The sequence below is a fragment of the Anaerosacchariphilus hominis genome (assembly GCF_014290175.1).
Classification (GTDB): Bacteria; Bacillota; Clostridia; order Lachnospirales; family Lachnospiraceae; genus Laedolimicola; species Laedolimicola hominis.
Genome location: NZ_JACOOR010000008.1, coordinates 86,756 through 107,381 on the forward strand (window position 1 = coordinate 86,756; position 20,626 = coordinate 107,381).

At 51.4% G+C, this 20,626-nt stretch carries 31 protein-coding genes and 1 pseudogene; all 32 read left to right on the plus strand.

Features of this window, described 5'->3' with window-relative positions:
• The first annotated feature begins 37 nt into the window (after positions 1 to 37).
• Complete coding sequence (locus H8S44_RS13560; RefSeq protein WP_186872577.1) at positions 38 to 1,816, plus strand: VirD4-like conjugal transfer protein, CD1115 family; 1,779 nt, start codon at positions 38 to 40, stop codon at positions 1,814 to 1,816.
• A gap of 15 nt (positions 1,817 to 1,831) precedes the next feature.
• A complete protein-coding gene (locus tag H8S44_RS13565; RefSeq protein WP_002593789.1) occupies positions 1,832 to 2,095 on the plus strand; it encodes a helix-turn-helix domain-containing protein in 264 nt (87 codons plus the stop codon).
• Between the two features lie 268 nt (positions 2,096 to 2,363).
• On the plus strand, positions 2,364 to 2,534 hold the full coding sequence (locus H8S44_RS13570; protein WP_181968292.1) for a hypothetical protein: 171 nt from the start codon (positions 2,364 to 2,366) through the stop codon (positions 2,532 to 2,534).
• A gap of 15 nt (positions 2,535 to 2,549) precedes the next feature.
• Positions 2,550 to 3,665 (plus strand): hypothetical protein, encoded by a 1,116-nt coding sequence (locus H8S44_RS13575; RefSeq protein ID WP_117566503.1) that lies wholly within the window; start codon positions 2,550 to 2,552, stop codon positions 3,663 to 3,665.
• A gap of 13 nt (positions 3,666 to 3,678) precedes the next feature.
• On the plus strand, positions 3,679 to 4,521 hold the full coding sequence (locus tag H8S44_RS13580; protein ID WP_117471946.1) for a DUF2262 domain-containing protein: 843 nt from the start codon (positions 3,679 to 3,681) through the stop codon (positions 4,519 to 4,521).
• Between the two features lie 31 nt (positions 4,522 to 4,552).
• On the plus strand, positions 4,553 to 4,831 hold the full coding sequence (locus H8S44_RS13585) for a hypothetical protein (protein WP_117471944.1): 279 nt from the start codon (positions 4,553 to 4,555) through the stop codon (positions 4,829 to 4,831).
• Positions 4,832 to 4,852: 21 nt separating this feature from the next.
• The gene (locus tag H8S44_RS13590; RefSeq protein ID WP_117471942.1) at positions 4,853 to 5,362 is read left to right on the plus strand and encodes a hypothetical protein; all 510 of its coding nucleotides are present in this window, start codon (positions 4,853 to 4,855) and stop codon (positions 5,360 to 5,362) included.
• Positions 5,359 to 5,592 (plus strand): immunity 17 family protein, encoded by a 234-nt coding sequence (locus H8S44_RS13595; RefSeq protein ID WP_117471940.1) that lies wholly within the window; start codon positions 5,359 to 5,361, stop codon positions 5,590 to 5,592. The genes H8S44_RS13590 and H8S44_RS13595 overlap by 4 nt, the downstream gene beginning before the upstream one ends.
• 13 nt (positions 5,593 to 5,605) lie before the next feature.
• Positions 5,606 to 5,806, plus strand: coding sequence for a hypothetical protein (locus H8S44_RS13600; protein ID WP_117471938.1), 201 nt, complete (start codon positions 5,606 to 5,608; stop codon positions 5,804 to 5,806).
• A 40-nt stretch (positions 5,807 to 5,846) separates the two neighbouring features.
• Entirely contained in the window at positions 5,847 to 6,434 is a 588-nt protein-coding gene (locus H8S44_RS13605; RefSeq protein WP_117471936.1) for a hypothetical protein, read from the plus strand.
• Between the two features lie 10 nt (positions 6,435 to 6,444).
• Positions 6,445 to 7,587 carry a hypothetical protein gene (locus H8S44_RS13610; RefSeq protein ID WP_117566502.1) on the plus strand — a complete coding sequence of 381 codons (1,143 nt, stop codon included), beginning with the start codon at positions 6,445 to 6,447 and terminating at the stop codon, positions 7,585 to 7,587.
• A 31-nt stretch (positions 7,588 to 7,618) separates the two neighbouring features.
• A complete protein-coding gene (locus H8S44_RS13615; RefSeq protein ID WP_117471932.1) occupies positions 7,619 to 8,698 on the plus strand; it encodes an ankyrin repeat domain-containing protein in 1,080 nt (359 codons plus the stop codon).
• Between the two features lie 84 nt (positions 8,699 to 8,782).
• A complete protein-coding gene (locus H8S44_RS13620) occupies positions 8,783 to 9,286 on the plus strand; it encodes a DUF2004 domain-containing protein (RefSeq protein ID WP_117471930.1) in 504 nt (167 codons plus the stop codon).
• Positions 9,276 to 9,875 (plus strand): hypothetical protein, encoded by a 600-nt coding sequence (locus tag H8S44_RS13625; protein ID WP_117471928.1) that lies wholly within the window; start codon positions 9,276 to 9,278, stop codon positions 9,873 to 9,875. Before H8S44_RS13620 ends, H8S44_RS13625 begins: the two co-directional genes overlap by 11 nt.
• 22 nt (positions 9,876 to 9,897) lie before the next feature.
• On the plus strand, positions 9,898 to 10,452 hold the full coding sequence (locus tag H8S44_RS13630; RefSeq protein ID WP_117471926.1) for an SUKH-3 domain-containing protein: 555 nt from the start codon (positions 9,898 to 9,900) through the stop codon (positions 10,450 to 10,452).
• 29 nt (positions 10,453 to 10,481) lie between these two features.
• Positions 10,482 to 11,324, plus strand: a pseudogene (locus H8S44_RS13635) (YwqG family protein).
• A 154-nt stretch (positions 11,325 to 11,478) separates the two neighbouring features.
• Positions 11,479 to 12,324 (plus strand): DKNYY domain-containing protein, encoded by an 846-nt coding sequence (locus H8S44_RS13640; RefSeq protein WP_243167612.1) that lies wholly within the window; start codon positions 11,479 to 11,481, stop codon positions 12,322 to 12,324.
• Positions 12,325 to 12,349: 25 nt separating this feature from the next.
• Positions 12,350 to 12,889 (plus strand): hypothetical protein, encoded by a 540-nt coding sequence (locus H8S44_RS13645; RefSeq protein WP_117566501.1) that lies wholly within the window; start codon positions 12,350 to 12,352, stop codon positions 12,887 to 12,889.
• Positions 12,890 to 12,905: 16 nt separating this feature from the next.
• Positions 12,906 to 13,232, plus strand: coding sequence for a DUF5713 family protein (locus H8S44_RS13650; protein ID WP_117471920.1), 327 nt, complete (start codon positions 12,906 to 12,908; stop codon positions 13,230 to 13,232).
• A gap of 5 nt (positions 13,233 to 13,237) precedes the next feature.
• Entirely contained in the window at positions 13,238 to 13,585 is a 348-nt protein-coding gene (locus H8S44_RS13655; protein WP_117471918.1) for a DUF6572 domain-containing protein, read from the plus strand.
• A 36-nt stretch (positions 13,586 to 13,621) separates the two neighbouring features.
• Entirely contained in the window at positions 13,622 to 14,353 is a 732-nt protein-coding gene (locus H8S44_RS13660; RefSeq protein ID WP_330593489.1) for a DUF4241 domain-containing protein, read from the plus strand.
• Positions 14,354 to 14,364: 11 nt separating this feature from the next.
• The gene (locus H8S44_RS13665) at positions 14,365 to 15,324 is read left to right on the plus strand and encodes an NTF2 fold immunity protein (RefSeq protein ID WP_117471914.1); all 960 of its coding nucleotides are present in this window, start codon (positions 14,365 to 14,367) and stop codon (positions 15,322 to 15,324) included.
• 8 nt (positions 15,325 to 15,332) lie between these two features.
• Positions 15,333 to 15,569, plus strand: a complete 237-nt coding sequence (locus H8S44_RS13670; RefSeq protein ID WP_117471912.1) for a hypothetical protein — start codon at positions 15,333 to 15,335, stop codon at positions 15,567 to 15,569.
• A gap of 17 nt (positions 15,570 to 15,586) precedes the next feature.
• A complete protein-coding gene (locus tag H8S44_RS13675; protein WP_117471910.1) occupies positions 15,587 to 16,177 on the plus strand; it encodes a hypothetical protein in 591 nt (196 codons plus the stop codon).
• 11 nt (positions 16,178 to 16,188) lie between these two features.
• Positions 16,189 to 16,434, plus strand: a complete 246-nt coding sequence (locus tag H8S44_RS13680; RefSeq protein WP_181968291.1) for a hypothetical protein — start codon at positions 16,189 to 16,191, stop codon at positions 16,432 to 16,434.
• Positions 16,435 to 16,444: 10 nt separating this feature from the next.
• Positions 16,445 to 16,888, plus strand: coding sequence for an Imm51 family immunity protein (locus H8S44_RS13685; RefSeq protein WP_117471906.1), 444 nt, complete (start codon positions 16,445 to 16,447; stop codon positions 16,886 to 16,888).
• Positions 16,878 to 17,207 (plus strand): hypothetical protein, encoded by a 330-nt coding sequence (locus H8S44_RS13690; protein WP_186872578.1) that lies wholly within the window; start codon positions 16,878 to 16,880, stop codon positions 17,205 to 17,207. Before H8S44_RS13685 ends, H8S44_RS13690 begins: the two co-directional genes overlap by 11 nt.
• Positions 17,208 to 17,225: 18 nt before the next feature.
• Positions 17,226 to 17,522 carry a DUF6881 domain-containing protein gene (locus tag H8S44_RS13695; protein WP_117471902.1) on the plus strand — a complete coding sequence of 99 codons (297 nt, stop codon included), beginning with the start codon at positions 17,226 to 17,228 and terminating at the stop codon, positions 17,520 to 17,522.
• 16 nt (positions 17,523 to 17,538) lie between these two features.
• Positions 17,539 to 18,225: a hypothetical protein gene (locus H8S44_RS13700; RefSeq protein WP_242990539.1), complete on the plus strand. Its 687-nt coding sequence runs from the start codon at positions 17,539 to 17,541 to the stop codon at positions 18,223 to 18,225.
• A 14-nt stretch (positions 18,226 to 18,239) separates the two neighbouring features.
• Entirely contained in the window at positions 18,240 to 18,650 is a 411-nt protein-coding gene (locus H8S44_RS13705) for a DUF6966 domain-containing protein (RefSeq protein WP_117471900.1), read from the plus strand.
• A gap of 8 nt (positions 18,651 to 18,658) precedes the next feature.
• Positions 18,659 to 18,958: a hypothetical protein gene (locus tag H8S44_RS13710; RefSeq protein WP_242990538.1), complete on the plus strand. Its 300-nt coding sequence runs from the start codon at positions 18,659 to 18,661 to the stop codon at positions 18,956 to 18,958.
• A gap of 9 nt (positions 18,959 to 18,967) precedes the next feature.
• Positions 18,968 to 20,608 carry a hypothetical protein gene (locus H8S44_RS17035; protein WP_181968290.1) on the plus strand — a complete coding sequence of 547 codons (1,641 nt, stop codon included), beginning with the start codon at positions 18,968 to 18,970 and terminating at the stop codon, positions 20,606 to 20,608.
• Positions 20,609 to 20,626 lie beyond the last annotated feature (18 nt).

A 20,626-nucleotide genomic window follows, 5' to 3' on the forward strand; every position in this document is an offset into this window, starting at 1 on the left:
ACAGGGAGTCATTATATTTATTTGTATAGGTTTGGGGATGTTCGCTGTAATCGGCAGTCTGGTAATGATATCAAATCATTATACCTTAAACGGAATTAAATCGAGAACGGTAGGAGACGGGCAGTATGGAACTGCACGGTTTGCAACGGAAAAGGAAATACGGGAAACGTATGCTCATGTACCATATGAACCGGAGCAATGGAGAGCAGGAAAGCGTCTACCAAAAGAGCAGGGGCTGGTAGTTGGATACAAAAAGAAAGGAAATTCCATCACAGCACTGGTAGACAGTGGAGATATTCACTGTCTCATGATCGGGGCAGCAGGAGTGGGTAAGACCGCAAACTTCTTATACCCCAATATCGAATATGCCTGTGCTTCTGGAATGAGTTTTCTCACCACAGACACGAAGGGCGATCTGTTTCGTAATTATGCAGGTATAGCCAAGGAATATTATGGCTATCGGATTTCCATTCTGGATTTACGAAATCCCACCCGTTCTGATGGCAACAATATCCTGACGCTGGTTAATAAATACATGGATGAGTATTTAAAGAATCCTGAAAATCTGGCAGCAAAGGCAAGAGCAGAGAAGTATGCAAAAATTACAGCTAAAACAATCATCTGCTCTGAAGGGGCTTCTGCCAGCAGTTATGGACAAAATGCTTTTTTCTATGATGCAGCAGAAGGTTTGCTGACTTCTGTGATTCTGTTGATTGCAGAGTATTGCCCGCCAGAGAAACGCCATATCATTTCTGTGTTCAAGCTGATTCAGGATCTTCTGGCGCCATCCCCCGTGAAGAACCGGAGCCTGTTCCAGTTACTTATGGATAAGCTACCACCTACTCACAAGGCGAAGTGGTTTGCAGGAGCAGCTTTAAATTCTGCGGATCAGGCAATGGCCTCTGTGCTATCCACAACCATGTCCAGATTGAATGCGTTTCTGGATTCTGAAATGGAACAGATCCTGTGCTTTGAGAGTACCTTGGACACGGAAACATTCTGTAGGGAAAAGTCAGCAATTTTTATTGTGCTGCCGGAAGAAGATAACACGAAGTATTTTATGGTATCCCTGTTTTTACAGCAGCTTTACCGGGAAATGTTGACGATTGCAGATGAACATGGAGGAAAGCTGCCCAACAGAGTCATGATGTTTGCGGATGAAATCGGAACCATACCGAAAATTGAATCCATGGAGATGATGTTTTCTGCAGGCCGTTCCAGACGGATCAGCATGGTTCCTATCATTCAGAGCTTTGCGCAGTTGGAAAAGAATTATGGAAAAGAAGGTTCCAGTATTATCATCGATAACTGCCAGGATATTTTGTTTGGAGGTTTTGCACCAAACTCAGAGAGCGCAGAAATCTTATCCAAAGCATTGGGAAACAGAACGGTGTTGTCTGGTTCTATATCCAAAGGAAAAAATGACCCCAGCCAGAGCCTGCAGATGATGAGCAGACCATTAATGGCGCCGGAGGAGTTAAAGACATTGCCAAAAGGGAATTTCATTCTTGCTAAGACGGGGGTATGCCCTATGAAAACAAGACTTCCTTTGTTTTTAAGATGGGGTATCCGGTTTGAGGAGGTTTATGAAGTCCCGGAACAGGCAGCAAGAGAAGTTGTATATGCTGACCGATTGGAATTGGAGGAGGAAATAGTAAGGCGGTCTGATTTTGATGAGGAAGATTTATGGAGGGGATCTGTTGAAAGCGGAAAGTTGGAGGAGGCTTCTTTTTTAGGAGGAAAGGCTCATGGAGAGACAGCGAAGGAAAAACAGCATAAGGCAGCTACTCGAAGACCACCTCTTAGAACCGATTAGCAGAGAGGAGAACAGATGGCTTATTTTTCTAAAATTTATTCTTCAGATCTGCCCCATCGGGCTAAAGCTGTGTATATGTATTTGAAAGACCGGAGTAATACAGACGGACAATGCTATCCTGCGATTGGTACTATCGCAAAGGAATTAAACCTATCACGGAGAACTGTAGAGCGGGCGATTCAGGATCTGGTAAAGGCTGGGCTTATAAAAAAGGAACAGAGGTGGCGTGAAAACGGAGGAAAAAGCAGTCTTTTATATACGCTGATAGACAGCAGCTAGAAGATACGCCACCAAGGGATCAGTTTGTTTTCTTGGTGGCATATGGGATATGGCAATATGACATATGAAGAGAAGGTATCACTTGAAGAAATATAATAATCAGAGAAAAAATTAGACAGTTATCTATAAAAAAGGAAGGTGGGTGTGAGGTTAATGCGTATCAATTTTTGGTGAATATAAAACAACTTAGGGTAAGAAAAATATTCCCGAATAAAACAATATGTGGTATAATAAAAAAAAATGCTATGTGAACAAAAAGGGTGCTGCGATGAAACAATATATTGGACAGCAATTTGCTGCTTTAAGATACGAAAAAAATATTTTGGTTGTTGAAGAAACTACATCTGCTGGTGGATGCGGCTCCTTCAACGCGGCTTCTTCATGTCCTGCGTCAGCCTGTCTTTATGACAGTGCGGCGTGGGGCTTTTTTATTGCCTGAAAGGAGTATGAGAACATGAGTCTGAAATATACCTGCCCCAGCTGTGGAACCCCCTTGGGTTATGAGGGATTGTGTTGGAAATGTAAGTGCGAGCAAGAACGGCAAGCTGCTCTTGCCTGGACGCCGGAACAAATCACGCAGAAACAGAAAAACCTGATCCAGAACATCCAGAAGCTGGCTGATATGGAGGACCCGGAGTTCACCGACTTTTGGCAGCTGCTTGGCTACCATGATGCCATCACCCCGGAGATTCAGCAGGTGGCACTGGCCGCAGAGGTGTTTTGGCCCTGTGAGCTCTACTACCACGCGCCAGAGGATGTGCGGGACGCTTTAGTTGCTGCCCTGCTAAAAGCAGAATACTCTCGGAATGCCGCCGACCTGATGAGTTGCCTTGCTATGCAAGGAGATGACAAGGCAATGGAGACTCTGCTGGAGCTGGAGCGAAATCCCCGGCCCTGGCGCAAGGGTCTCTATGTAGACTCATCCAGCTATGCGCAGATCGGAGGCTGGACCTTCGACAAGGAGGGCCAGAGAATCCAACTCAACTTCGACACCTGCTATCCTATGGTCAAGGGAACCACTGGCGAGAAATCTCCCATCCGCATTGGCCGAGCACGGGAGGACACCTGTCCCCACTGCGGCGGACACATGGTGGATATTTTGGTGCTGGATGGCCGGGATGAGCGGCTGAAATTCCTGGGGCTGGACGGCATCCTGACCGCCACCTGCTGCCCCAACTGTGTGGGATTTTTGAAAGGCCCCGCCTTCAACCGCTTTACTCTGGACGGCGGCGTGGAGGTCTTTCCCTCCGAACTCTTTGATGGTGCGGAGAAGACGAAGTGCTATGTTCGGCCCGAGGACTACAAGGCCCTCACTGAAAATCCCTTTGTGCTGGGCAAGACGCCGGTACCCTTGTTTTACGGCGCGGCCTGTCAGGATGTGAACACCATCGGCGGCTTTGCCAACTGGGTGCAGGACGCGGAATATACGACCTGTCCTCACTGCGGCAAGCCCATGAAGTATCTGGCCCAAATCCAGTGGGATACGGTGTTTGACTGTGCGGAGGGCACGCTCTATGTGGAGTTCTGCCCGGACTGCCATATCGTGTCCATGCAGCACCAGCAGACCTGAAAGGGAGAACGCCATGAAAAAGAGAACGGTTAAGGACTTTATTGCTCTGTACGCCCCGGAAGATGAGGAAAAGCTGGTACTGATTCAGGACGGTATCAGCGCGGATAAAACTTTTCTGGATACCTTCTGGGCGGCGCATACCCATGTCCTCGCAATGGCAGATGTCCAGACTGGACAGGTGATCTCCAGTCGATGCTACCTGAGCTGGCCGCTGACGGACAAGGAACGGGATGCCGGTGACTATTCCAAGCGGTTCGCCAAGGGCCAGATATACCGGATCAAAGCCCGCGGCTGGAAAGGTGATGCCCTCAGTGAACCCCAGTGGTATGTCACGGAAGTGTTGGAGGAAGGTGTGTCCTGTCCGGCACTGGAGGAAATCTGGGCGGAATATACAAAACCCATTCTTCTGAAAGATGAAGTGCTGGGAACCCTCACGCTGGATCGTGAGATGAGCACATTCGATGGGACCTGTAAGTGGATGGGAAAAGAAGTCCAGATCTCGTTGGATGTGGAGATTGAAAAGAAAGCGTCCTGGACCCGCGTCACCAATGTGATGAAAAAACTGCTGGCAGATCAGGAAGTCTGGGATAAATCTCTGCGAACTATGGCTGCCCAGAAACTCACTGCTCAGGCCAACGAATGGCTGGCCGACAATGACCAGACTGACCGAAACCCGGAGAAAGACCCCATCACCGAGGATGAGTTCGCCCGGCGCATCCTGCTCACCGAGTTTACAGTATCTCCTGGTGGGCGTTTTACCGTCTGGTATGAGGACGACGATATGTTCTGGGGCCATGTGGTCACTGTGGATGGGACACTGAAAAAAGGCCCTGTTGACGCTGATATACAGGGCTGACTACAACCGTTTATGGAAGGAGGTGCCCATTATGTGCGAGCACTGCCGAAACATTCAAATATGGAGAAAATTTGATGCCCCCAAGGACTACCTGGCCTGTATTGCTTATATTCAGCAGTTGGTGGGACAAGGCGAATTTGAACTGATAGCAGAGGACTCCACCTGCTCGCTGGAGAAGGTAAAGACTGAGGATGGATGGGCAGACGAAATTATGGCTCACATGATTAGGTGCAAGCACTGTGGCCAGATCTTCACCTGTGTGGTCAACACCTGGCGAGGCAGTGGACACTTCAAAAAAGGCAAGGGATAACACAGAAAAGGCGGTGAAACGATGAATCGGACAGAAGAAATAAAGCTGCTGGAGCAACTCGAACAGTGGAATAGCAAGGACGAGTATTCCCAGTGCATCCAGGCCATCGAAGCTATCCCGGAACAGGAGCGGGGCTATTTGCTGACCGTCAAGCTGAGTCGGGCTTACAGCAATCTGGCGGTTCTGGGAGATCATGGAGTGCATGGGACCGACGGTGAAGTGGACGAGGATCTCATCCGACACGCCATTGATCTGCTGGAGTCCGTCCGCACCCAGGGAGAGAACGACCCTTACTGGAACTCCCGGATGGGCTATTCCTGCCTGATGGCATACCGCTCCGCAGCCACCGCCTATGAATACGCAAAATGCTGGCTGGCCCTGGCCCCGGATGACCCAGCCGCCCAAAAGCTGGTTCGGGACTGCGAGGAATATCTGGAGGAGGAAAAAGCTCTGGAGCTGGATTTAAAAGAGCGGGAGGAAATCATCCGAAAGGAAACTCCCGATGATGTAAAGGGGGGTATCTGTAAATGAACAGTGGACAGATCACAGCATTTTTGCAAGAGCATTGGTACATTGCCTGGGTGCTCATCGGGGCCGTGATTTTAATTGGGGCGATCCGCAACTGGAACTGGCTCTGCGACCCCACTGGTACGCGGGATGCTCATCGACACAGCAGAGGATACCGGCGTGTGGTTTTCTTTCTGCTGGGTGTCCTCCTGATTGTGGTGAGTATCTGGGGATTTGTGCTGAAATTGAAATAGGAGGAGCAATCCCATGACCCAAGAAGAACAGATCCGACTCTATCGGCTGATGGAAAAACTCAACTGGTTTTTCCACCAAGAGATGCACTACCTGAATAGAGATATTGCGGAAAAGACCGCACGGGAGTGTTACCCGGAGATTCGGGATTTTACATACGATATTTTGTGGAATGACCTGCCCAAAGAGGTGCAAGAACAACTTGAAGCAGATTAACCCCCAATGACTTTGTACTGGCTCAGGAGGTGGAACTACAATGTCGATCACTGCTTATAAAATAGAAGCCGTCGGCCATGACCGAACCGGCGAAGACTATGGCTATGTAAATATCATGTACCGCTACGGCAACAAACAGCCCTGCCCCCGACCGGATCAGTGCGAAAAGATGGAAGTCATGTGGGCGAATGAGAGCGTCTATGGACCTCCTGCCCCCGGCAGCAAGGTGGGGGATTCTATACAGACATGGCTGATGGGCTCCTGGAACTGCGGCGTGTTTACCCACTGGGAGATCGCCCAGCGGCTGATGGATGCCTTCACTGGCCTGAAACTCAAGGAGCTGGAATGGTTCGAGAACCCCAGAGAAAAGACACTGAAAAACGGCAAACCCCGTGCGCGCCGGGCCAAGTGGCTGCCGGAGCGGGAGGCGGATTTGGTCTATCTCTACGCCGACCACTACATTGACGCCAGAAATCCGACTCCCGCAGAAACCGACTTTTTCACCGTCACAAGGATGGACGCCTGGGGCGTGAGCACCTGGTTTATGTGTACCCCACAGGCCGCTGAGAAGCTGATTGCCATGGATTACGACAATCTGGCCGTCAAGGAAACCACCATTGTGGGATAGGAGAAAACGAATGATGACTTTGGAACAACTGCCTCCCAAGGGCGTAAAGCGAGAACAGGCCATTTTGGAGCTGGGCAAGGATGAAGCAAACGGCGAACTGCTGTTCCAGCTTGTGAATACAGAAAAGGGCAAGTGCAAAACGGCTGCTCAGAAGGCCTTGGCGCAGCTGGAGTATGCCCCTGCTGCCCCACTGTGGGCCAAACTGGTCAAGGGCAAATGGATGGGCAGCAATATCATGTCAGATGCCTGCTCCGACTGTGTATCGGAGCAGATCGCCCCGGTTATTCTGAAGACTCTCTCCCAGCTGCTGGACGAGGGGGACACAAAGCCACTGGATATAGAACAACTGAACTTCTGTTTCCATTTGATGTTGGGGAAAGCCTCGCCTAAAATGCTGGAGGTCTACCGCTTCCTGGCGGAAAACACCCAGCGGATCGCCCAGCTGAAACGCACGCCTGTTTATTCTCGTGATGATTGTACCTCCTGGTGGATTACGGACGGGCTTCGCATTTGGGATGCCACACCCAAGGAAAAAGAGAAAATTCCCGCTGTAGTGCTGACCGCCGCCCTGATCCGCAACCCGGATGAGCGACTGCAAGCATTGGCTGATGAGCTGAATGAACGCTACGGCGGCAGCTGGCTGATGCCGGTCTTTATGAAGGCAATCATCACCCAGCCCAAGGAGCAGGTGTATGAGACCTATTCGCCCCTTCTGGATACGCCGCAAAAAGGCTATTTGTTCCATGCGCTGGGAATGCTCCATTACCGCTGTTATCCGGAAGGCTGGACCTATGAACGCCTGGGCCCGGATGGAATGATCGCTCTGATTTTTTGGGGTTATTATAGCTATGGAACCTATGACACAAGGTTTATGATTGAACGCTATGTGGATCTGGATGAGCGGTGGTTCTTTGATCTGGCTAAAGACCCAGAAGGACGCAAACCTACGGTGACATGGCAGACTTACAACCGGGGCGGTGTTCTGTATGGAAGCTACGACGAAATGTTCATCAGTCTGCTGCCCCGCAAGGTGGAAAACCCGGAACTGAAGCGCATTCTACGGGACTACTTCCGTATTCGCAGCGAAAAAGTGAGAGTGGAAGAAAGTATTACTGTTTACAAAGACGCTGCTGAGCGGTTCGGAGATGAATAATAATTGAAACAACAACGAAAGCAGGTGTCTTATGTACCAAATTGCATATATTGGCCGCTGGGAGACTCTCCCGGAAACGGCTGCCGCCATCTGTGATCATGACACTCCCAAGCTGGAGGCGCTGCTCCAAGACGGTCTGGATTTAGATGTTCCCATCCAACTCAGCGAATACATCAAGCTAATGCCATTGGAAATCGCGGTTTTTCGGAATGATGTGCCCATGATTCACTTCCTACTGGAGCATGGAGCTGATTCCGGTCTGGCAGAGGAACAGCCCTTGCTGCTCACCGCTGTCCGCTGTTGTGGGTCAGAGGTGGTGGCGCTCTTTGCTGGACAGGCCGCAAAACTCAGCCCGAAGCAGAAAGAGCGGGCCTTCCAGGAAGTGCGCTGGGGCAAGCGCCCGGAGAATATCCAGGTGCTGGAGCAAGCCGGGATCACAGTGGACAAGTTTGGCGGCGAGGCATTCCGGGCCGCTGTGTCCGAAGGTAATACCAAACTTGCCCGACTGCTTCTGGAAAAAGGGGCAGACATCAATTACCACAAGCCGGACATGGTGTTTCCGAACGCCTCCACCGCTGTCACTGAAGCTGTCCGACACAAAAATCTCCCCATGGTGCGTTGGCTCATTGAGCAAGGAGCCGACATCACCATTGCTGACAAATACGGCGACCGGCCTTACACCGTGGCGGTGCAGAACAAAAATCAGGAGCTGGCCGACTACTTAAAAGCCTTGGAACCGGAGGAATGGCACAACGAACAGGAAAAGGTCCGGCAGCTCATGCCCTATAAGCTGCCCGCCAAGCTGGTGGAATATCTAAAAACCGGCCCCCTGCGGCTGGAGTTCCAGGAGCAGGAATGGGTGAAATGGGCGGAGCTGTACGCCTACATGGATGTGCAGGAGATGACCTGGAAACGAAAAAAGCTGCTCTCCCTCATGGCGGCCATGGATAATTACAGCGACTACCTGCTGCTGTGGAGCCCCAGGGACAAAAAGCTGTGGTATCTGGACATCGAGCATGAGGAATTCCACCCTCTGGCCAAATGGGACGACTTCATCGCAGACCCAGGCCGGTATCTGAACGGGATGATCGAGGGTGAGTTTGAGGAATAAGGAGCAAACCGATGACAGAAGAAAACAGAACTTACATCACCCATCTCAAAGCTGCCTGCATTGAGGGGTAAGGAGGATACCATGATGAAACTGAATTGTAAACGCATTGATTTACCATATACGCCCGGCGAGGAGATCTTCACCTTTCCCGAGGAATCGGGACTTCCCTTTCTTTTCGATGTAGAGGAAGAACTGACTGCTGATCCTGCCGCTATGGATGCGGTGGGAGAAATGCTGGATGAGGCGGAGAAACTGGCGGAAAAGGCCAAAGCCGCTATCAAAGGGGCGCTGGCGGACGAGGACAGCTGCTACCATAGCGTTGTGACATTTTTCATGGAGTTCCACCGGGACGAGGTAGGCCCTGATATTGCGGCGGATCTTTTTCCAGGAACCGACCTGGCCAAGCTGTCCTTTACTGAGATGGTGGACTTTTTGCGGCTCAAACGGTTTGGCAGCCTGGTGGATAGCGAGATGAACCAGCAAGTTTTCATTCTGGATCTGTCCTTCAATCCGGAAATCACCGACGAACTGATGGTGGTCTACTTTGATTTGAAGAAGGAGATTTTCTGTATCACACATGAGAGCTGAGGAACGAAAAAGAGAAAAATATCTGCCCACACTTCTGATCCAGCAGATCCGCCTGCAATGGTATAAAGACTGTCGGGGCGGAAACGCCGCCGCACAACGAAACCAGTATCCCAGAGCGATGCGGCTGCCTAAAGACTTCTTCTCTTACTATTCCTTTGGCCTGCCTACACACTTTGTATCTATCTTACAGAGGCCCGATGGATTTCAGATCGATAAGGACTGTCGCAGGCTAATGGAATGGAAGCCTAATAGCACAATGCGGCTTCACCCTTTTGAACTGATTCAGCTGGAGTCCGGAATCCAGGTGCGTTACCGCTATGATTGGCATATTGGTGCGATGCCGGAGCGATATACCTATGATAAGACCGGGCAAAAACAGCCTCTCAATGAGCTGGCACTGGATTTGATTCCTGGTGATTATGGTCGGGCTGTCTGCAATGGGCGGTTCCGAGACTGGGACACCGGGATCTGGTATTATGTGCTGGACATTTTGAATGTGATGCCGCTTGCAGAACCCACCGACTCATTGACCAGTTTTATGGACAGAGAACCGAATAAGATATATACCCAGATCGACCGGCTGTGGTGACGAAAGACAGGAGGATACTACCATGACGAAAGAACGCATCCCTATCTCTGGCGATCTGGGCAGCAAGGTTAAGCAGCTGATGGAGTACGCCGGATGGTACGAAGGCCGCAGTGTGGATATTTCCATTGCGGAGAAGTATTACGCCGATCATGGCGTCCCGATGATGAAGACCACCCAACGATTTTACCGCAAGTATTTCGGCCTGTGCTGCGAGTGGTACTTGGCGCAGAAAAAGCTGAAATGGGCGGCTGACTTTGAGTTTGCTTTGTTCCCTTACCTGGTCAACGAGATCAAAAACCATTTGGAAGAAGCCTATTTCCGGGATATGTCCGGCTGTGAGCTGGCGGAAATCGAACAGGCTGCCGGTCAGAAGTGCCAGCCCATCGGTCACATCGGCTACTACTACCCGGCAGAGGTTTGGATCTCGGAGTACGGGAAACTGTATGCGAAATATGAGTATCAGGACGAGATTGAGTGCTTTCCTGATGTGTTTGCCCTGATCGAACGGGAACTGCGGCAGTGCAACTTTGATTCCGCTGCCATGAAAACAGTTGAGGCACTGGATGGAAAGGTATGACGAAACAATAAGGAGAAAATGTTATGAACATGAAAGAAAAACTGGAGTCGTTGGGCAAAAACAGCATTGTGTTGAAAATTGCTAAGAAAGAAAAATATAAGCTGGGCGCCACCCGCTTCGGTGGGAAGCCGGATGTGCCCCCGGACTTCGTTTGGCCTACTTATGAGGGCGAGAGCTATGACCATGTGGTGAAGGATCGTCCCCTCACTTTCCTGGCACAGTTCAACTGTGAGGAGCTGGCCCAGTTTGACAAAGAGCATCTTCTGCCCGATCACGGCCTGCTCTCCTTCTTCTATGAAACGGATACCCAGTGCTGGGGCTATGACCCCAAGGACAAGGGCTGCGCCCGCGTCTATTGGTTTGAGGATCTTTCGGCACTGTCCGCTGCAAACTTTCCTGTTGATATGGAGGAAGATTTCAAATTTCCTATGGTCAAGATCAAGATGGACGCAAAATACTCCTATCCTTCCTGGCAGGACTTCCATGAGGTGTTCCCGGATGAGAAGGATGACGAGGCTTTCAACGATGCATGGGAGGAACTGACCGGCGAGGACCCAGAGGACCCGGATGACCGCTCCCAGCTGCTGGGCTGGCCCTATGTGATCTAGAACAGCATGTTTGCCGAATGTGATTTGGTTAACCAAGGATACTATCTGGGCAATGGCTGGGTTAAGATTCCAAAGGAGGTTCGTCAGCGGGCGGAAGAAACGGCCCGTGACCGCTGGATGCTGCTGTTCCAGCTGGATATCGTGGAGTATGGCGACTTCGAGCTGATGTTCGGAAACTGCGGGCACATCTATTTCTACATCACCAAAGAGGACCTGGCAGCCCGCCGCTTTGATCGGATATGGCTGGTCCTCCAGTGCTACTAAAAACATGAAACAGGACTTTACTATTTGGCGCAATCAAATATTACAGAATCCGCGGGACATTTTACCGCTGAAATTCGGAATATCGCAGGATGAGGTCATAGAAATCTTCGGGAATCCTGATGCCGTTTCCACCATGAAAAGCGATGGGAAACCTTTGATCCTCAAATACCATGACATTGAACTGCATTTCGATAGAAAGGCTCCTCATGGGCTCTACTTGATTTACAGCGACGATGAGATTGAACTGAGCATCACAGCCGAGCACGAAGAAACGCTGCAACCAATCACCAACACAGAGCCGGTGGACAACGAATTTTTCCTTCGGGATGGAGCCGTCTATTTCTCTGGCCTATATGAAAACGGCTTGTTGAAGGGTGTTGCGCCCAAAGACTTCTGCTGCTGGCGTTACTGGGGCAAATCCTCTACGGCCTGCTTTCTCGGCGGGATTCGCCTGCGTGGAGCAGTCCCGGCATCGTTTCGGGTGTTAAACTATGCCTACGCGATTGACAAAGCAGCCGTCTACACCACCAGCGGGAGAATTCCAGATGTAGATCTGGCAGCCTTCCAGGTATTAGACAATGGCCAGAACGATTCAGGTGCGCCCCAGGGATATGCAAAGGACAGCCGGCAGGTCTACTTTCATAACGGGGACGGCAGGGTGAAAATCATCAAGGGCGCGGAAGTTTCCTCTTTCCGCTCGTTGGGCGATACCTATTTTGCCAGGGATGAGAAACGGATCTATGCCTACGGCAAACAGCTTCCAAAGGCAGAGCTGACTTCCTGGGAACTACTTGGGCACTGGTATTCCCGCGATGCCAAGCGGGTGTATTACCTCAACCGGGAGATCAAGGGGGCGGATCGGGACAGTTTCACAGTCTGCACTCCTATGGATGCGGCTCCGCTTGCCGATCATCTGGCCCGCGACAAAGACCATTTTTACCAGAACGATGAGATGATAGACGAAACACTGTGGCTGGAAAGGCTGCACGAGATAACCTAAAAACCGTAAACGGAGGAAAACGACAATGGACTATTTGAAAATACTGCATGAAAACCCTGATTTGGCAGAGGAATTTGATTCGCTGTTCGACTTCTTCCTGCTGGATGAGTTATCCCCGCGGGATGACGCGGAAGGCCGATGCACCTTTTCAATGCCCGGCATGGCGTTTGCCAGAGATGGCTCCGGCGGAGAATACCACCTGTTGGAAGATGGCTCCATTGGATATTACAGCAGCGAAGGTGAGGCAGGCCGTCTGGCCGAGAGCATGGACGCTCTCTTTTCCCTGATTGTGAGCTGTATCTGCTGGCACGACTGCTGTGACGCAAAGCAGTATGTAGATTCCAAAACACTGGAGGAATATGGGCAGAGACAGCGTAACACAAACTTGGAAGATATGGATAGCTTGCGGCGGGTGTCTGATGCGCTCGGTATCCCTACCGGTGAGCCGCTGGCTCCGGTTCTGGAGCGGTTCCGCAAAGCAACCCAGCGTGAGCCCGTGTATCAGTGTATATTCCACGAGGACGACGGAAGCTTGACCGAATCATACGGTTTGATGTTTGAATGAGAAAGGAGGAATCACGATGAAAACATTTGATCCGAATTATAAACTGCTGGACGAGATGTATCAGGACGATTACTATCCTGCTTTTCTGGTAGACAAGGTAAAGGACGAGCTTCAGAAGGTCATCGACCTGTTGGAAGGCGGCGAAACCGATACCGAAGTGGTGCAGGAAACGCTGGACGAGGCGGTCTGCGGCATCAATGATCTCCAGGAGGAGTTTGACGAGAACGACAGCGAGATCGAAACGGTGGCACGGGAATGTATCGCGGCAACCGTGGCCTACATTCTGGAGTGGTTTGGCATCCCCATTGACACCGAGGAGGCCATCCGGGAAAGGGATTGGTGAAAACGATGTCCATTGAAAAAATGTTTGGCGAACTGGATAAGATCGACATTCTGGCAGAAACCAAAACCGGAGAAGTTCTAATGGTTTTGGTCTGCAATGGCTTTATTGACGGCTCCCCGGAAACGCAGAAGGCCCTGCTGGACAAGATGGAGGGCTATCTGAACCACACCCAGAGCGAGGAATTTCAAAAGGAATATGGGGATCGGCCCGTAATTCTGCGTGTGACCCTTGGCCGGGAGCCGGATGAGCACATCCTGGCCCTGCTCAGCAAGTGCCCTGCTTGGGCAGAGGACTATGGCGTAGAGCTGGAAATAGAAATTGGAGGAAAACAGGTTCGCATTGTAGAGAGCTGACCGATGCTTAAACCGAATCAACAGGAGGAAACCACTATGCCGACTACCGAATGGCTAAATAAATACGAATCAATCAAGGATAAACTGGTCTGCAAAACGGACCTGGACGCTCATTTCACAGAAAAAGTGATTGGGAACATGGGCGTGAATGTGCTGGACATTGGTGCCGTCCACTTCCCTACCGGGACGATCTTCGCCTGCGATCCTCTGGTGGAGCTGGAGGATACACCGCCCTTAATCCAGACGATCCCCGCCGGGACTTATCCCGTAAAGATCTGCGTGGTGCCCAGTGAAAAATACGGCGACCGCTACGCCTGTGTCAAGGTGGAGGTCAGTCGGGAGAAGCCTGTCCGCTATGAGTTGGGTATGACGGGCAAAGAAGATCTGGACGAGGGACTGGATGAGGACGATTATTTTGGCTTTGGCGTAGACGCCGGGATGGGCTGCGTTGCGGACATCCAGACCCAGGCGGCTTTCAAGACATACTGGGCTAAGCGGCTGGAGGAAGCCCCGGACATTGACCCCTACAACGACCTGTTCTGCGACTTACTGGAGGAAAACGCCCAAGCCTACCCCAAATATCAGGGGGACTGCGGCGACTGGCTCAACTGGACAGTGCCGGACACGGACTGCAACCTGCCCATCTTCTCCTCCGGCTGGGGTGATGGTTACTATCCCGTCTACTTCGGCTACGACGCCAAGGGCGAAGTCTGCGCCGTGTATGTGCGCTTCATCGACATTGAAGCCAGCTACAAGGAGCAGGAATAAGGAGGCGCACTATGGAATTACCGAAACGGGCGCGGACAGTGAACTGGGAGAGCGGTGTCCTGACCTTAGATGGGGAAAAGCAATTTGAAGTCCCGGAGCTGACCGCAGAGATCATGGAGCAACTGGCCGGTTACACCCTGGTGGGCTTTCATGTGAAAGGCTATCCGGTGACCGATGAACTGCTTGCCCCCTTTGCCGGGCATAAAAGCATGGCCAACTTCGGCGTGGAGGACGGTGCGCTCACCGACGCCTGCTTTCCCGTTTTTTCTGCTATGCCCAAGCTGCGCTATCTGCTGTTGGACGGCAACGCCGCCATTCACGGCAGCGGCCTGTCCTCCTTGCAAGGCTGCAAGCTGGACCTTTTGACCCTTAACCGGACCGGGCTGGATGATGCCGGTCTGCTCCAGGCGGCTTCCATCCCCAAGCTCTCCCACATCCAGATCGACCATACCGCCGTTACCTATGAGGGCCTGTTGGCCAGCGCCGGCAACAACCGCATTGAGCCGGTATCCCATGTGCAATTCACCAAGAAGCAGATGGAACACTTCTCCCAGCTCCAACGGGAAAAGGCCAAAAAGCCCGTCCAACTGGATGGGCAGGCGGCGGAAGAATGTCGCAGAATCTTGTCCGCTTTCTTTGCCGAGATGACAGAATGGGAGAAATACATGGAGCAGGCTGGGTTTGAAGATGCTGATGCTGTGCCCCGCGTGCTGGCAATTTGGGAGAAGTATGTGAGCGAAAAGCCCCGTCCGGGCTATCGACCTCTGGGCCTCTCATACAGCGCCCAGGGCACCTACAACGGGGAAGAATTCCTTGACGCAGAGCAGATTACCAAAAACAAGCTCTACATTTACACCAGAGAGAAAAACACCGGCTTTGACCGTCGTTTCCTCATGAAGCGCGTGGGCGAGGGCTGGATGATCGATGCGGTGCAGGAGCGGCTGGACGGCTGGCAGCGAACAGGATTGTGAGGCATCACATGGCTTGGGAATATGAAACCTTTGGCTCGGACGGTCAATGCAAATTGTTCGGTGTGAACATCTTTGACTACGACTGGCAACCCACTGGGAAGCGAGTAAAAGTCCAAGACCCGATCTATCACCAAAACCATACCTTCGAGGTCTGGCAGGTAGAGATTGACGGGCAGATCCACCGCTTTGCTGCTGGAGAGTTCTCCAACTGCGTATGGGGATTTTATTTAGAGAAAGACGGATGAAAGGAGTGTGTGGGCGCATGAGCCGAATTGTTGATGAACCCTACTTTACATATAGTGCCTACAGCGCCCTCGCCACCGGCATCCAGGTGAAATGCCCCAAGTGCCACGGCGCAGGTGTGGTGACAGCGGATGATGACAACGCCTATTTCCGATGCCTGAGCTGCGGTCATCAGGAAATCTGTGACTGGACGATTTACCGCTATGATGTTCATAACCAATGCAAAAACTGCGGCAGGTACTACCGAGTGGATATTGAAGATACAGCAAAACAGCACTTTTCCGTTCTCCATGTGGCCTGTCCCTATTGCGGGGCAATCATGTCGGGAGAAGTCCATAAAACAGCGGAGGCTTTCTCCTACATTGCTGATATTCAGAACGGACGAGAACCCTATTTTGGCCTGGAACTTTGGTTTTTGACCTCCTTCCAGGGTAAGCCAGTCTGGGCCCTCAACCGGGAGCACCTTGCCTATCTGATCGACTATCTCAGTGCCGATTTGCGGGAAAAGCCGCCGGGAAGAGCGAAAAAGACCCAGGCCGATCATCTTCCAACCTTTATGAAAACCGCAAAGAATCGGGAGCGGATCGTGAAGCTGCTGAAGAAAATGTAGGAGAAATGAGAATGGAACAGAAAGTAATTTACAACGGCCAAATTCTTACTCTGACTCACTTTTGGGCAACGGGAGAGCCTTGCCTGTGGATCACCGACCCACAGCAGATCGGGATGCCTAAAATGGAGTTTGTGGGAGGCCACCCGGACGAATACTGCATTTTCCTGAAAAATCTGACAGAAACAGAACTGTCACAGATCACATCTCTGGACGGTGCTCCACTGGATTTGAAAGAAGAACTAAGCGACATCGAATGAGGAGAACACTATGAAAGACCTTTGCCAATACGGAAACCGGCCAGAGGACGAATGGGAAATCTTGCCCTGGATACCTGATCTGCGCCCGCCCTTCAAAATTTGGGTGAAACCAGAGCAGATCGCGCCATTCTTTCTCATTCCCCACCACCCCTATGCGATCTCCCTTCTGCTAAAGATCAGCGACGGATTCCGGACAGAGGAATTCCGACGACTGGGACTGATCGGCAGCAGCAAGGACTGGGAACAGCTTGTCCGGGGCGTGATCCAGGAGTTCGAGGAAAGTAACAGCGGCGTGGATCTGTTTCACTTCGACTCCGACGAGGATGTGTTCTGCGTGTACTCCCAGTACATCGACGATTTGATGCTGCTGTCCAAAATGATCCGGGCGGCCTGTGATGATGTAAAAGCGATGCGGACTTATCTGGGTATAGGTGAGGTGGAACATGAGAAATAAGGAGCAGGAGTTTGCATGGCGAAAAGTAATAGAAGCCTGCATGGAGGATGTGAAAAATCACTTCGCTGACATCCAGCAGGCCATTGAGTTTGGTTGGTACATCCAGACGGACAACTACTTTGTGTCCTACATCTTTGCCACCGACTCGCAATTAGAGACGGCGCGGCGGAGCGGCCTGACGGAACAGATCAATTCCTATCACAGAGAGCAGCTGATAAAGCGTCATTACCCCATTGAGGGAATCAAGGACTGCACCTTTGCCTCCCAGGAGGAATGTGACCGGGAATTTGGCGGGAATTGGTATTACTATTTCAAATGATACGATGAGGGTATCGAGATGATTGAATATATCAAGCTCTTTTGGGAGGACGCACCGGAGGGAGAACCATTGGTGATCCTCTATGAAGTGGATACAGGAAATGAGCGGCTGGCTCTCCGCTCCATTGACATCTTTGCGGATGGCCGCACCCGCAATATCCCTGCTCTTTACGAAGGCGCTATCGAGATCACGCCGATCCCCACCGTGGATGAACTGAACGCCCATGTCTGGGGCGAGGAATTCCACGCCTGCGTCATAGAGAAAGCGGAATTTGAGGCTATCTGGGAAAGCCGATTTTATAGCGGAGCGTTTTGAAAAGCGAGGAATGACAATGGTTGAGATCAATCGCGTCTGGATCAATGTGGATACAGACACCAACAAAATCATACTATTCGGCCGCCCCCGTGTATCCATCCGTGTGGATGAGTACATTTGGAGTTTGATCGAAGAACATATCGTGAAGCCCCATAAGCTCATGCGCAGCGAAAAGCATAGGTATCTGCTGAAAATTTCGTTTCACCGATTTGATCCGGTGCGGCACCGATATTATCCGCTTTCCCCGTACAACGGGCCGCTTCGGGAAGGCGTCAAGCCGGACAGCGCAAACGGATGGTATCCCCGTGAGGACTTTGCAGACGCTGAGGAACGCGCCACCTGGTTCTCTCCTGATAAAATCTGGACAAACTGCGGAAACAAGGTTCTGGATGTCAATATTGATGCCGCCAATGTGAGCGCGAGCATCACCACCAGAGAATATGCTGACCTGCTGTTCGATGGAATCGGGTCAGCATTGGTGTTTAATTTCAAAAGGCTCAAGCGCGAGGAGTTTGATGCGTTGAAATCCGAGATCGACTGGAGCGTGGTAGAGAGTTTTCCCTTTCCCGCACCCTTTGAAGATCAGCAATACATTGGAGATGAAGGCAAAATTCATGTGTATTCCTGGGATGGCAGACAGGAAACGACTCTTGTAGGCCCCTATTCCGTGCGGGAATTGTATCTGGAACATTTCGGAGAATAGTTAGGAGGAATCTGATGAAACAGACAGATATTTATACCGAGGCTCTGTCTTGCCTGCGCCTAATTTTGTTGGCTGATCACCCTGAATTTGAAAACTGGATCGACTGGCTGGAGCGGGATATTGAGGACTGGACCCAGCGGCGGGAGGTCGCCCACCACCTTCGGGCATACGGAGGCATGGGTTCCTTCAACGACCTACCCAGTATGCGTGGAAATCATGACTATATTTTCGGCTTTCTCAAGTCAGTGTGCTATGCCTTCGGCCACCTTTATGGCAAACGAGAAGGAGTTTCTCCGGAGGCGTTGATGGAGGAATGCGTTCGCGGCATGGAGCAGGAAGATTATTATTGCCGCAAGGAACTGAACCAAGCCATTGCCCAGCACTTGATGCAGGGCGATTTGCAGGAAAATTGGGATAAGCTGTAGGAGGATAAATGATGGTTCAAGCGTGGCGCAAGGTGGATTTTGGCACCGGAACGGTCACCTTTCTGGATGACACACAAAAAGAAGATATACTGCAAGTGGAATATCCAAACGGATTTTTGTTGGATATGGGCTGGTATCAGGACAGATATATCATTCTTGTCATTCGGGATTTTGATTGGGTGCATCCGGTCAAGCAGTATGAAACGGCAGATAGGGATCAACTTCCTGCGCTGTTGACAGAGGCGGTTCGCAGTGTAGAACGGGCATCTCAGAATGACAAAGTGGAGAAATGGTGCAAAGAATCGTGAGGTAAGCGTATGGCAAAGGACATCAGGGAGTGCCTGCTGGAGCAGGCAAGAAAATTTCATCAGTGGCAGGAAATCACTTATCCCGGAAAAACCACCGAGGAGATTGGCGGTGTGTGGGAGGTTGATTACCCTGCGTGGAATGATATATTTGATGCCTTTTGCCATGTGTTGACCCAAATGAATGTAGAAATGGCAGACAGCGTCCTGATGGATGAGATGGTCTATTTAATTGCCAGGGACAACGAAGCGGAGGGATTTATACAGGAAACCACTTCCCATCCCCAATGGTTTGAGTGCCTCTGCCGCAGGGCCTCAGCCTCCAATGAGAGTGAGGCCAAGTGGCAGTTTGCCGCCTATCTGCCGGAATGCTCATGTAGTCAGAAAGTCAGGGACATAATTCTGGATTTCGCAAAGGACCCCAATGAATATGTGAGCCGTCGGGCGCTTTTGGCGATGCCCGCTCTGCGTCCTGACTGTGTGGAACAGTTCGCTCCGCTGTTTTGGGAGCGCAACTGTTACTCTCCTGAGCTTCAGGAATACCAGCGGATCGCCGTTCTGGTCTCACTGGATGCCATCCATTCCGACCTGCTTCCACAATACTTGGAACGGGCCAAGCAGGATGGTCGGAGCTATCTGCTGGAACACGCAAAAAGGATTGAAGGAGGACTTTCCATGAACGAAAAACTATTTCGCACCCAATTCAATCAAATGGAAAACACCGAGAAGCAGGCGCTGATGGAAAGCCTGGCTGCTCGTTATGATATGACCTTTCTCGGTCTACATACCTTTGACCGTTGGGGCCAGAGCTGCACCACCGGCATCTTCGAGAAAGATGGCCGGGAGTTCGTCTTTGTCCCCGGAGATACCGTCACCCTGGGCTGGGAGCAGTTTGCCGTGGGACTGAATCAGGAGAGCCGGGAGGAATTGGACTATCTGTTCCAGGAGTGGGAGATGGAACCGCAGAACCCGGAGGAGATGATCCGGGAAAGCATGGCTCCCGTTCGGCAGGCGGCCATTGGCCCCATGCTGGTGGGCCGGGAGTTGGAGGAACTCTGCTGGGAGCCAGTCAAGATAGATGATTCCAGACTGACCGCCCATCCTGACTGGCTGAAGGAGTTCCGGGATTTTGCCTGGAGTGACAGCAGCAGTCTTACCTTGCATCAGTCGGCTCGCATAGAACGGACAGAAGATGGATTTCAGACCTGGATTTATAACCGCACAGACTACAATGCGCTTCTTGCCAGGCTGGAAAAGCAGGGGCTTTCGCTGCCCACGGTGGACGAGTGGGCCTACCTGTGTGGCGGCGGATGTCGGACCCTGTTCCCATGGGGAGATGGGTTAGACTACTCCATGCATCTGCACTGGTTTGAGGACATGGATGAGGATGAGAACCGGCCCTATGACATGGAGGAACCCAACTTCTTCGGCCTGTCCATCGCCTACGATCCCTATATGCGGGAAGTGGTGCAGGCTGATAGGCTTACCACCTGCGGCGGCGATGGCGGATGTAATATCTGCGGTGGGCTGGGCCCATTTCTCGGTTTCCTGCCCTGTTCGCCCCACTGTAAGCCGGAAGTGCAGGAGGACAATGAACTAAACGGAGATTATGACTTTTATCGGCCTATCATTCGGCTGGAGAACTATGATTGACAATAGAAGCTTGATACA

Excerpts from the sequence above, each read along its gene's own strand:
- H8S44_RS13560 (WP_186872577.1), top strand. The coding sequence starts at position 38 with ATGTTCGCTGTAATCGGCAGTCTGGTAATGATATCAAATCATTATACC.
- H8S44_RS13565 (WP_002593789.1), top strand. The coding sequence starts at position 1,832 with ATGGCTTATTTTTCTAAAATTTATTCTTCAGATCTGCCCCATCGGGCT.
- H8S44_RS13570 (WP_181968292.1), top strand. The coding sequence starts at position 2,364 with ATGAAACAATATATTGGACAGCAATTTGCTGCTTTAAGATACGAAAAA.
- H8S44_RS13575 (WP_117566503.1), top strand. The coding sequence starts at position 2,550 with ATGAGTCTGAAATATACCTGCCCCAGCTGTGGAACCCCCTTGGGTTAT.
- H8S44_RS13580 (WP_117471946.1), top strand. The coding sequence starts at position 3,679 with ATGAAAAAGAGAACGGTTAAGGACTTTATTGCTCTGTACGCCCCGGAA.
- H8S44_RS13585 (WP_117471944.1), top strand. The coding sequence starts at position 4,553 with ATGTGCGAGCACTGCCGAAACATTCAAATATGGAGAAAATTTGATGCC.
- H8S44_RS13590 (WP_117471942.1), top strand. The coding sequence starts at position 4,853 with ATGAATCGGACAGAAGAAATAAAGCTGCTGGAGCAACTCGAACAGTGG.
- H8S44_RS13595 (WP_117471940.1), top strand. The coding sequence starts at position 5,359 with ATGAACAGTGGACAGATCACAGCATTTTTGCAAGAGCATTGGTACATT.
- H8S44_RS13600 (WP_117471938.1), top strand. The coding sequence starts at position 5,606 with ATGACCCAAGAAGAACAGATCCGACTCTATCGGCTGATGGAAAAACTC.
- H8S44_RS13605 (WP_117471936.1), top strand. The coding sequence starts at position 5,847 with ATGTCGATCACTGCTTATAAAATAGAAGCCGTCGGCCATGACCGAACC.
- H8S44_RS13610 (WP_117566502.1), top strand. The coding sequence starts at position 6,445 with ATGATGACTTTGGAACAACTGCCTCCCAAGGGCGTAAAGCGAGAACAG.
- H8S44_RS13615 (WP_117471932.1), top strand. The coding sequence starts at position 7,619 with ATGTACCAAATTGCATATATTGGCCGCTGGGAGACTCTCCCGGAAACG.
- H8S44_RS13620 (WP_117471930.1), top strand. The coding sequence starts at position 8,783 with ATGAAACTGAATTGTAAACGCATTGATTTACCATATACGCCCGGCGAG.
- H8S44_RS13625 (WP_117471928.1), top strand. The coding sequence starts at position 9,276 with ATGAGAGCTGAGGAACGAAAAAGAGAAAAATATCTGCCCACACTTCTG.
- H8S44_RS13630 (WP_117471926.1), top strand. The coding sequence starts at position 9,898 with ATGACGAAAGAACGCATCCCTATCTCTGGCGATCTGGGCAGCAAGGTT.
- H8S44_RS13645 (WP_117566501.1), top strand. The coding sequence starts at position 12,350 with ATGGACTATTTGAAAATACTGCATGAAAACCCTGATTTGGCAGAGGAA.
- H8S44_RS13650 (WP_117471920.1), top strand. The coding sequence starts at position 12,906 with ATGAAAACATTTGATCCGAATTATAAACTGCTGGACGAGATGTATCAG.
- H8S44_RS13655 (WP_117471918.1), top strand. The coding sequence starts at position 13,238 with ATGTCCATTGAAAAAATGTTTGGCGAACTGGATAAGATCGACATTCTG.
- H8S44_RS13660 (WP_330593489.1), top strand. The coding sequence starts at position 13,622 with ATGCCGACTACCGAATGGCTAAATAAATACGAATCAATCAAGGATAAA.
- H8S44_RS13665 (WP_117471914.1), top strand. The coding sequence starts at position 14,365 with ATGGAATTACCGAAACGGGCGCGGACAGTGAACTGGGAGAGCGGTGTC.
- H8S44_RS13670 (WP_117471912.1), top strand. The coding sequence starts at position 15,333 with ATGGCTTGGGAATATGAAACCTTTGGCTCGGACGGTCAATGCAAATTG.
- H8S44_RS13675 (WP_117471910.1), top strand. The coding sequence starts at position 15,587 with ATGAGCCGAATTGTTGATGAACCCTACTTTACATATAGTGCCTACAGC.
- H8S44_RS13680 (WP_181968291.1), top strand. The coding sequence starts at position 16,189 with ATGGAACAGAAAGTAATTTACAACGGCCAAATTCTTACTCTGACTCAC.
- H8S44_RS13685 (WP_117471906.1), top strand. The coding sequence starts at position 16,445 with ATGAAAGACCTTTGCCAATACGGAAACCGGCCAGAGGACGAATGGGAA.
- H8S44_RS13690 (WP_186872578.1), top strand. The coding sequence starts at position 16,878 with ATGAGAAATAAGGAGCAGGAGTTTGCATGGCGAAAAGTAATAGAAGCC.
- H8S44_RS13695 (WP_117471902.1), top strand. The coding sequence starts at position 17,226 with ATGATTGAATATATCAAGCTCTTTTGGGAGGACGCACCGGAGGGAGAA.
- H8S44_RS13700 (WP_242990539.1), top strand. The coding sequence starts at position 17,539 with ATGGTTGAGATCAATCGCGTCTGGATCAATGTGGATACAGACACCAAC.
- H8S44_RS13705 (WP_117471900.1), top strand. The coding sequence starts at position 18,240 with ATGAAACAGACAGATATTTATACCGAGGCTCTGTCTTGCCTGCGCCTA.
- H8S44_RS13710 (WP_242990538.1), top strand. The coding sequence starts at position 18,659 with ATGATGGTTCAAGCGTGGCGCAAGGTGGATTTTGGCACCGGAACGGTC.
- H8S44_RS17035 (WP_181968290.1), top strand. The coding sequence starts at position 18,968 with ATGGCAAAGGACATCAGGGAGTGCCTGCTGGAGCAGGCAAGAAAATTT.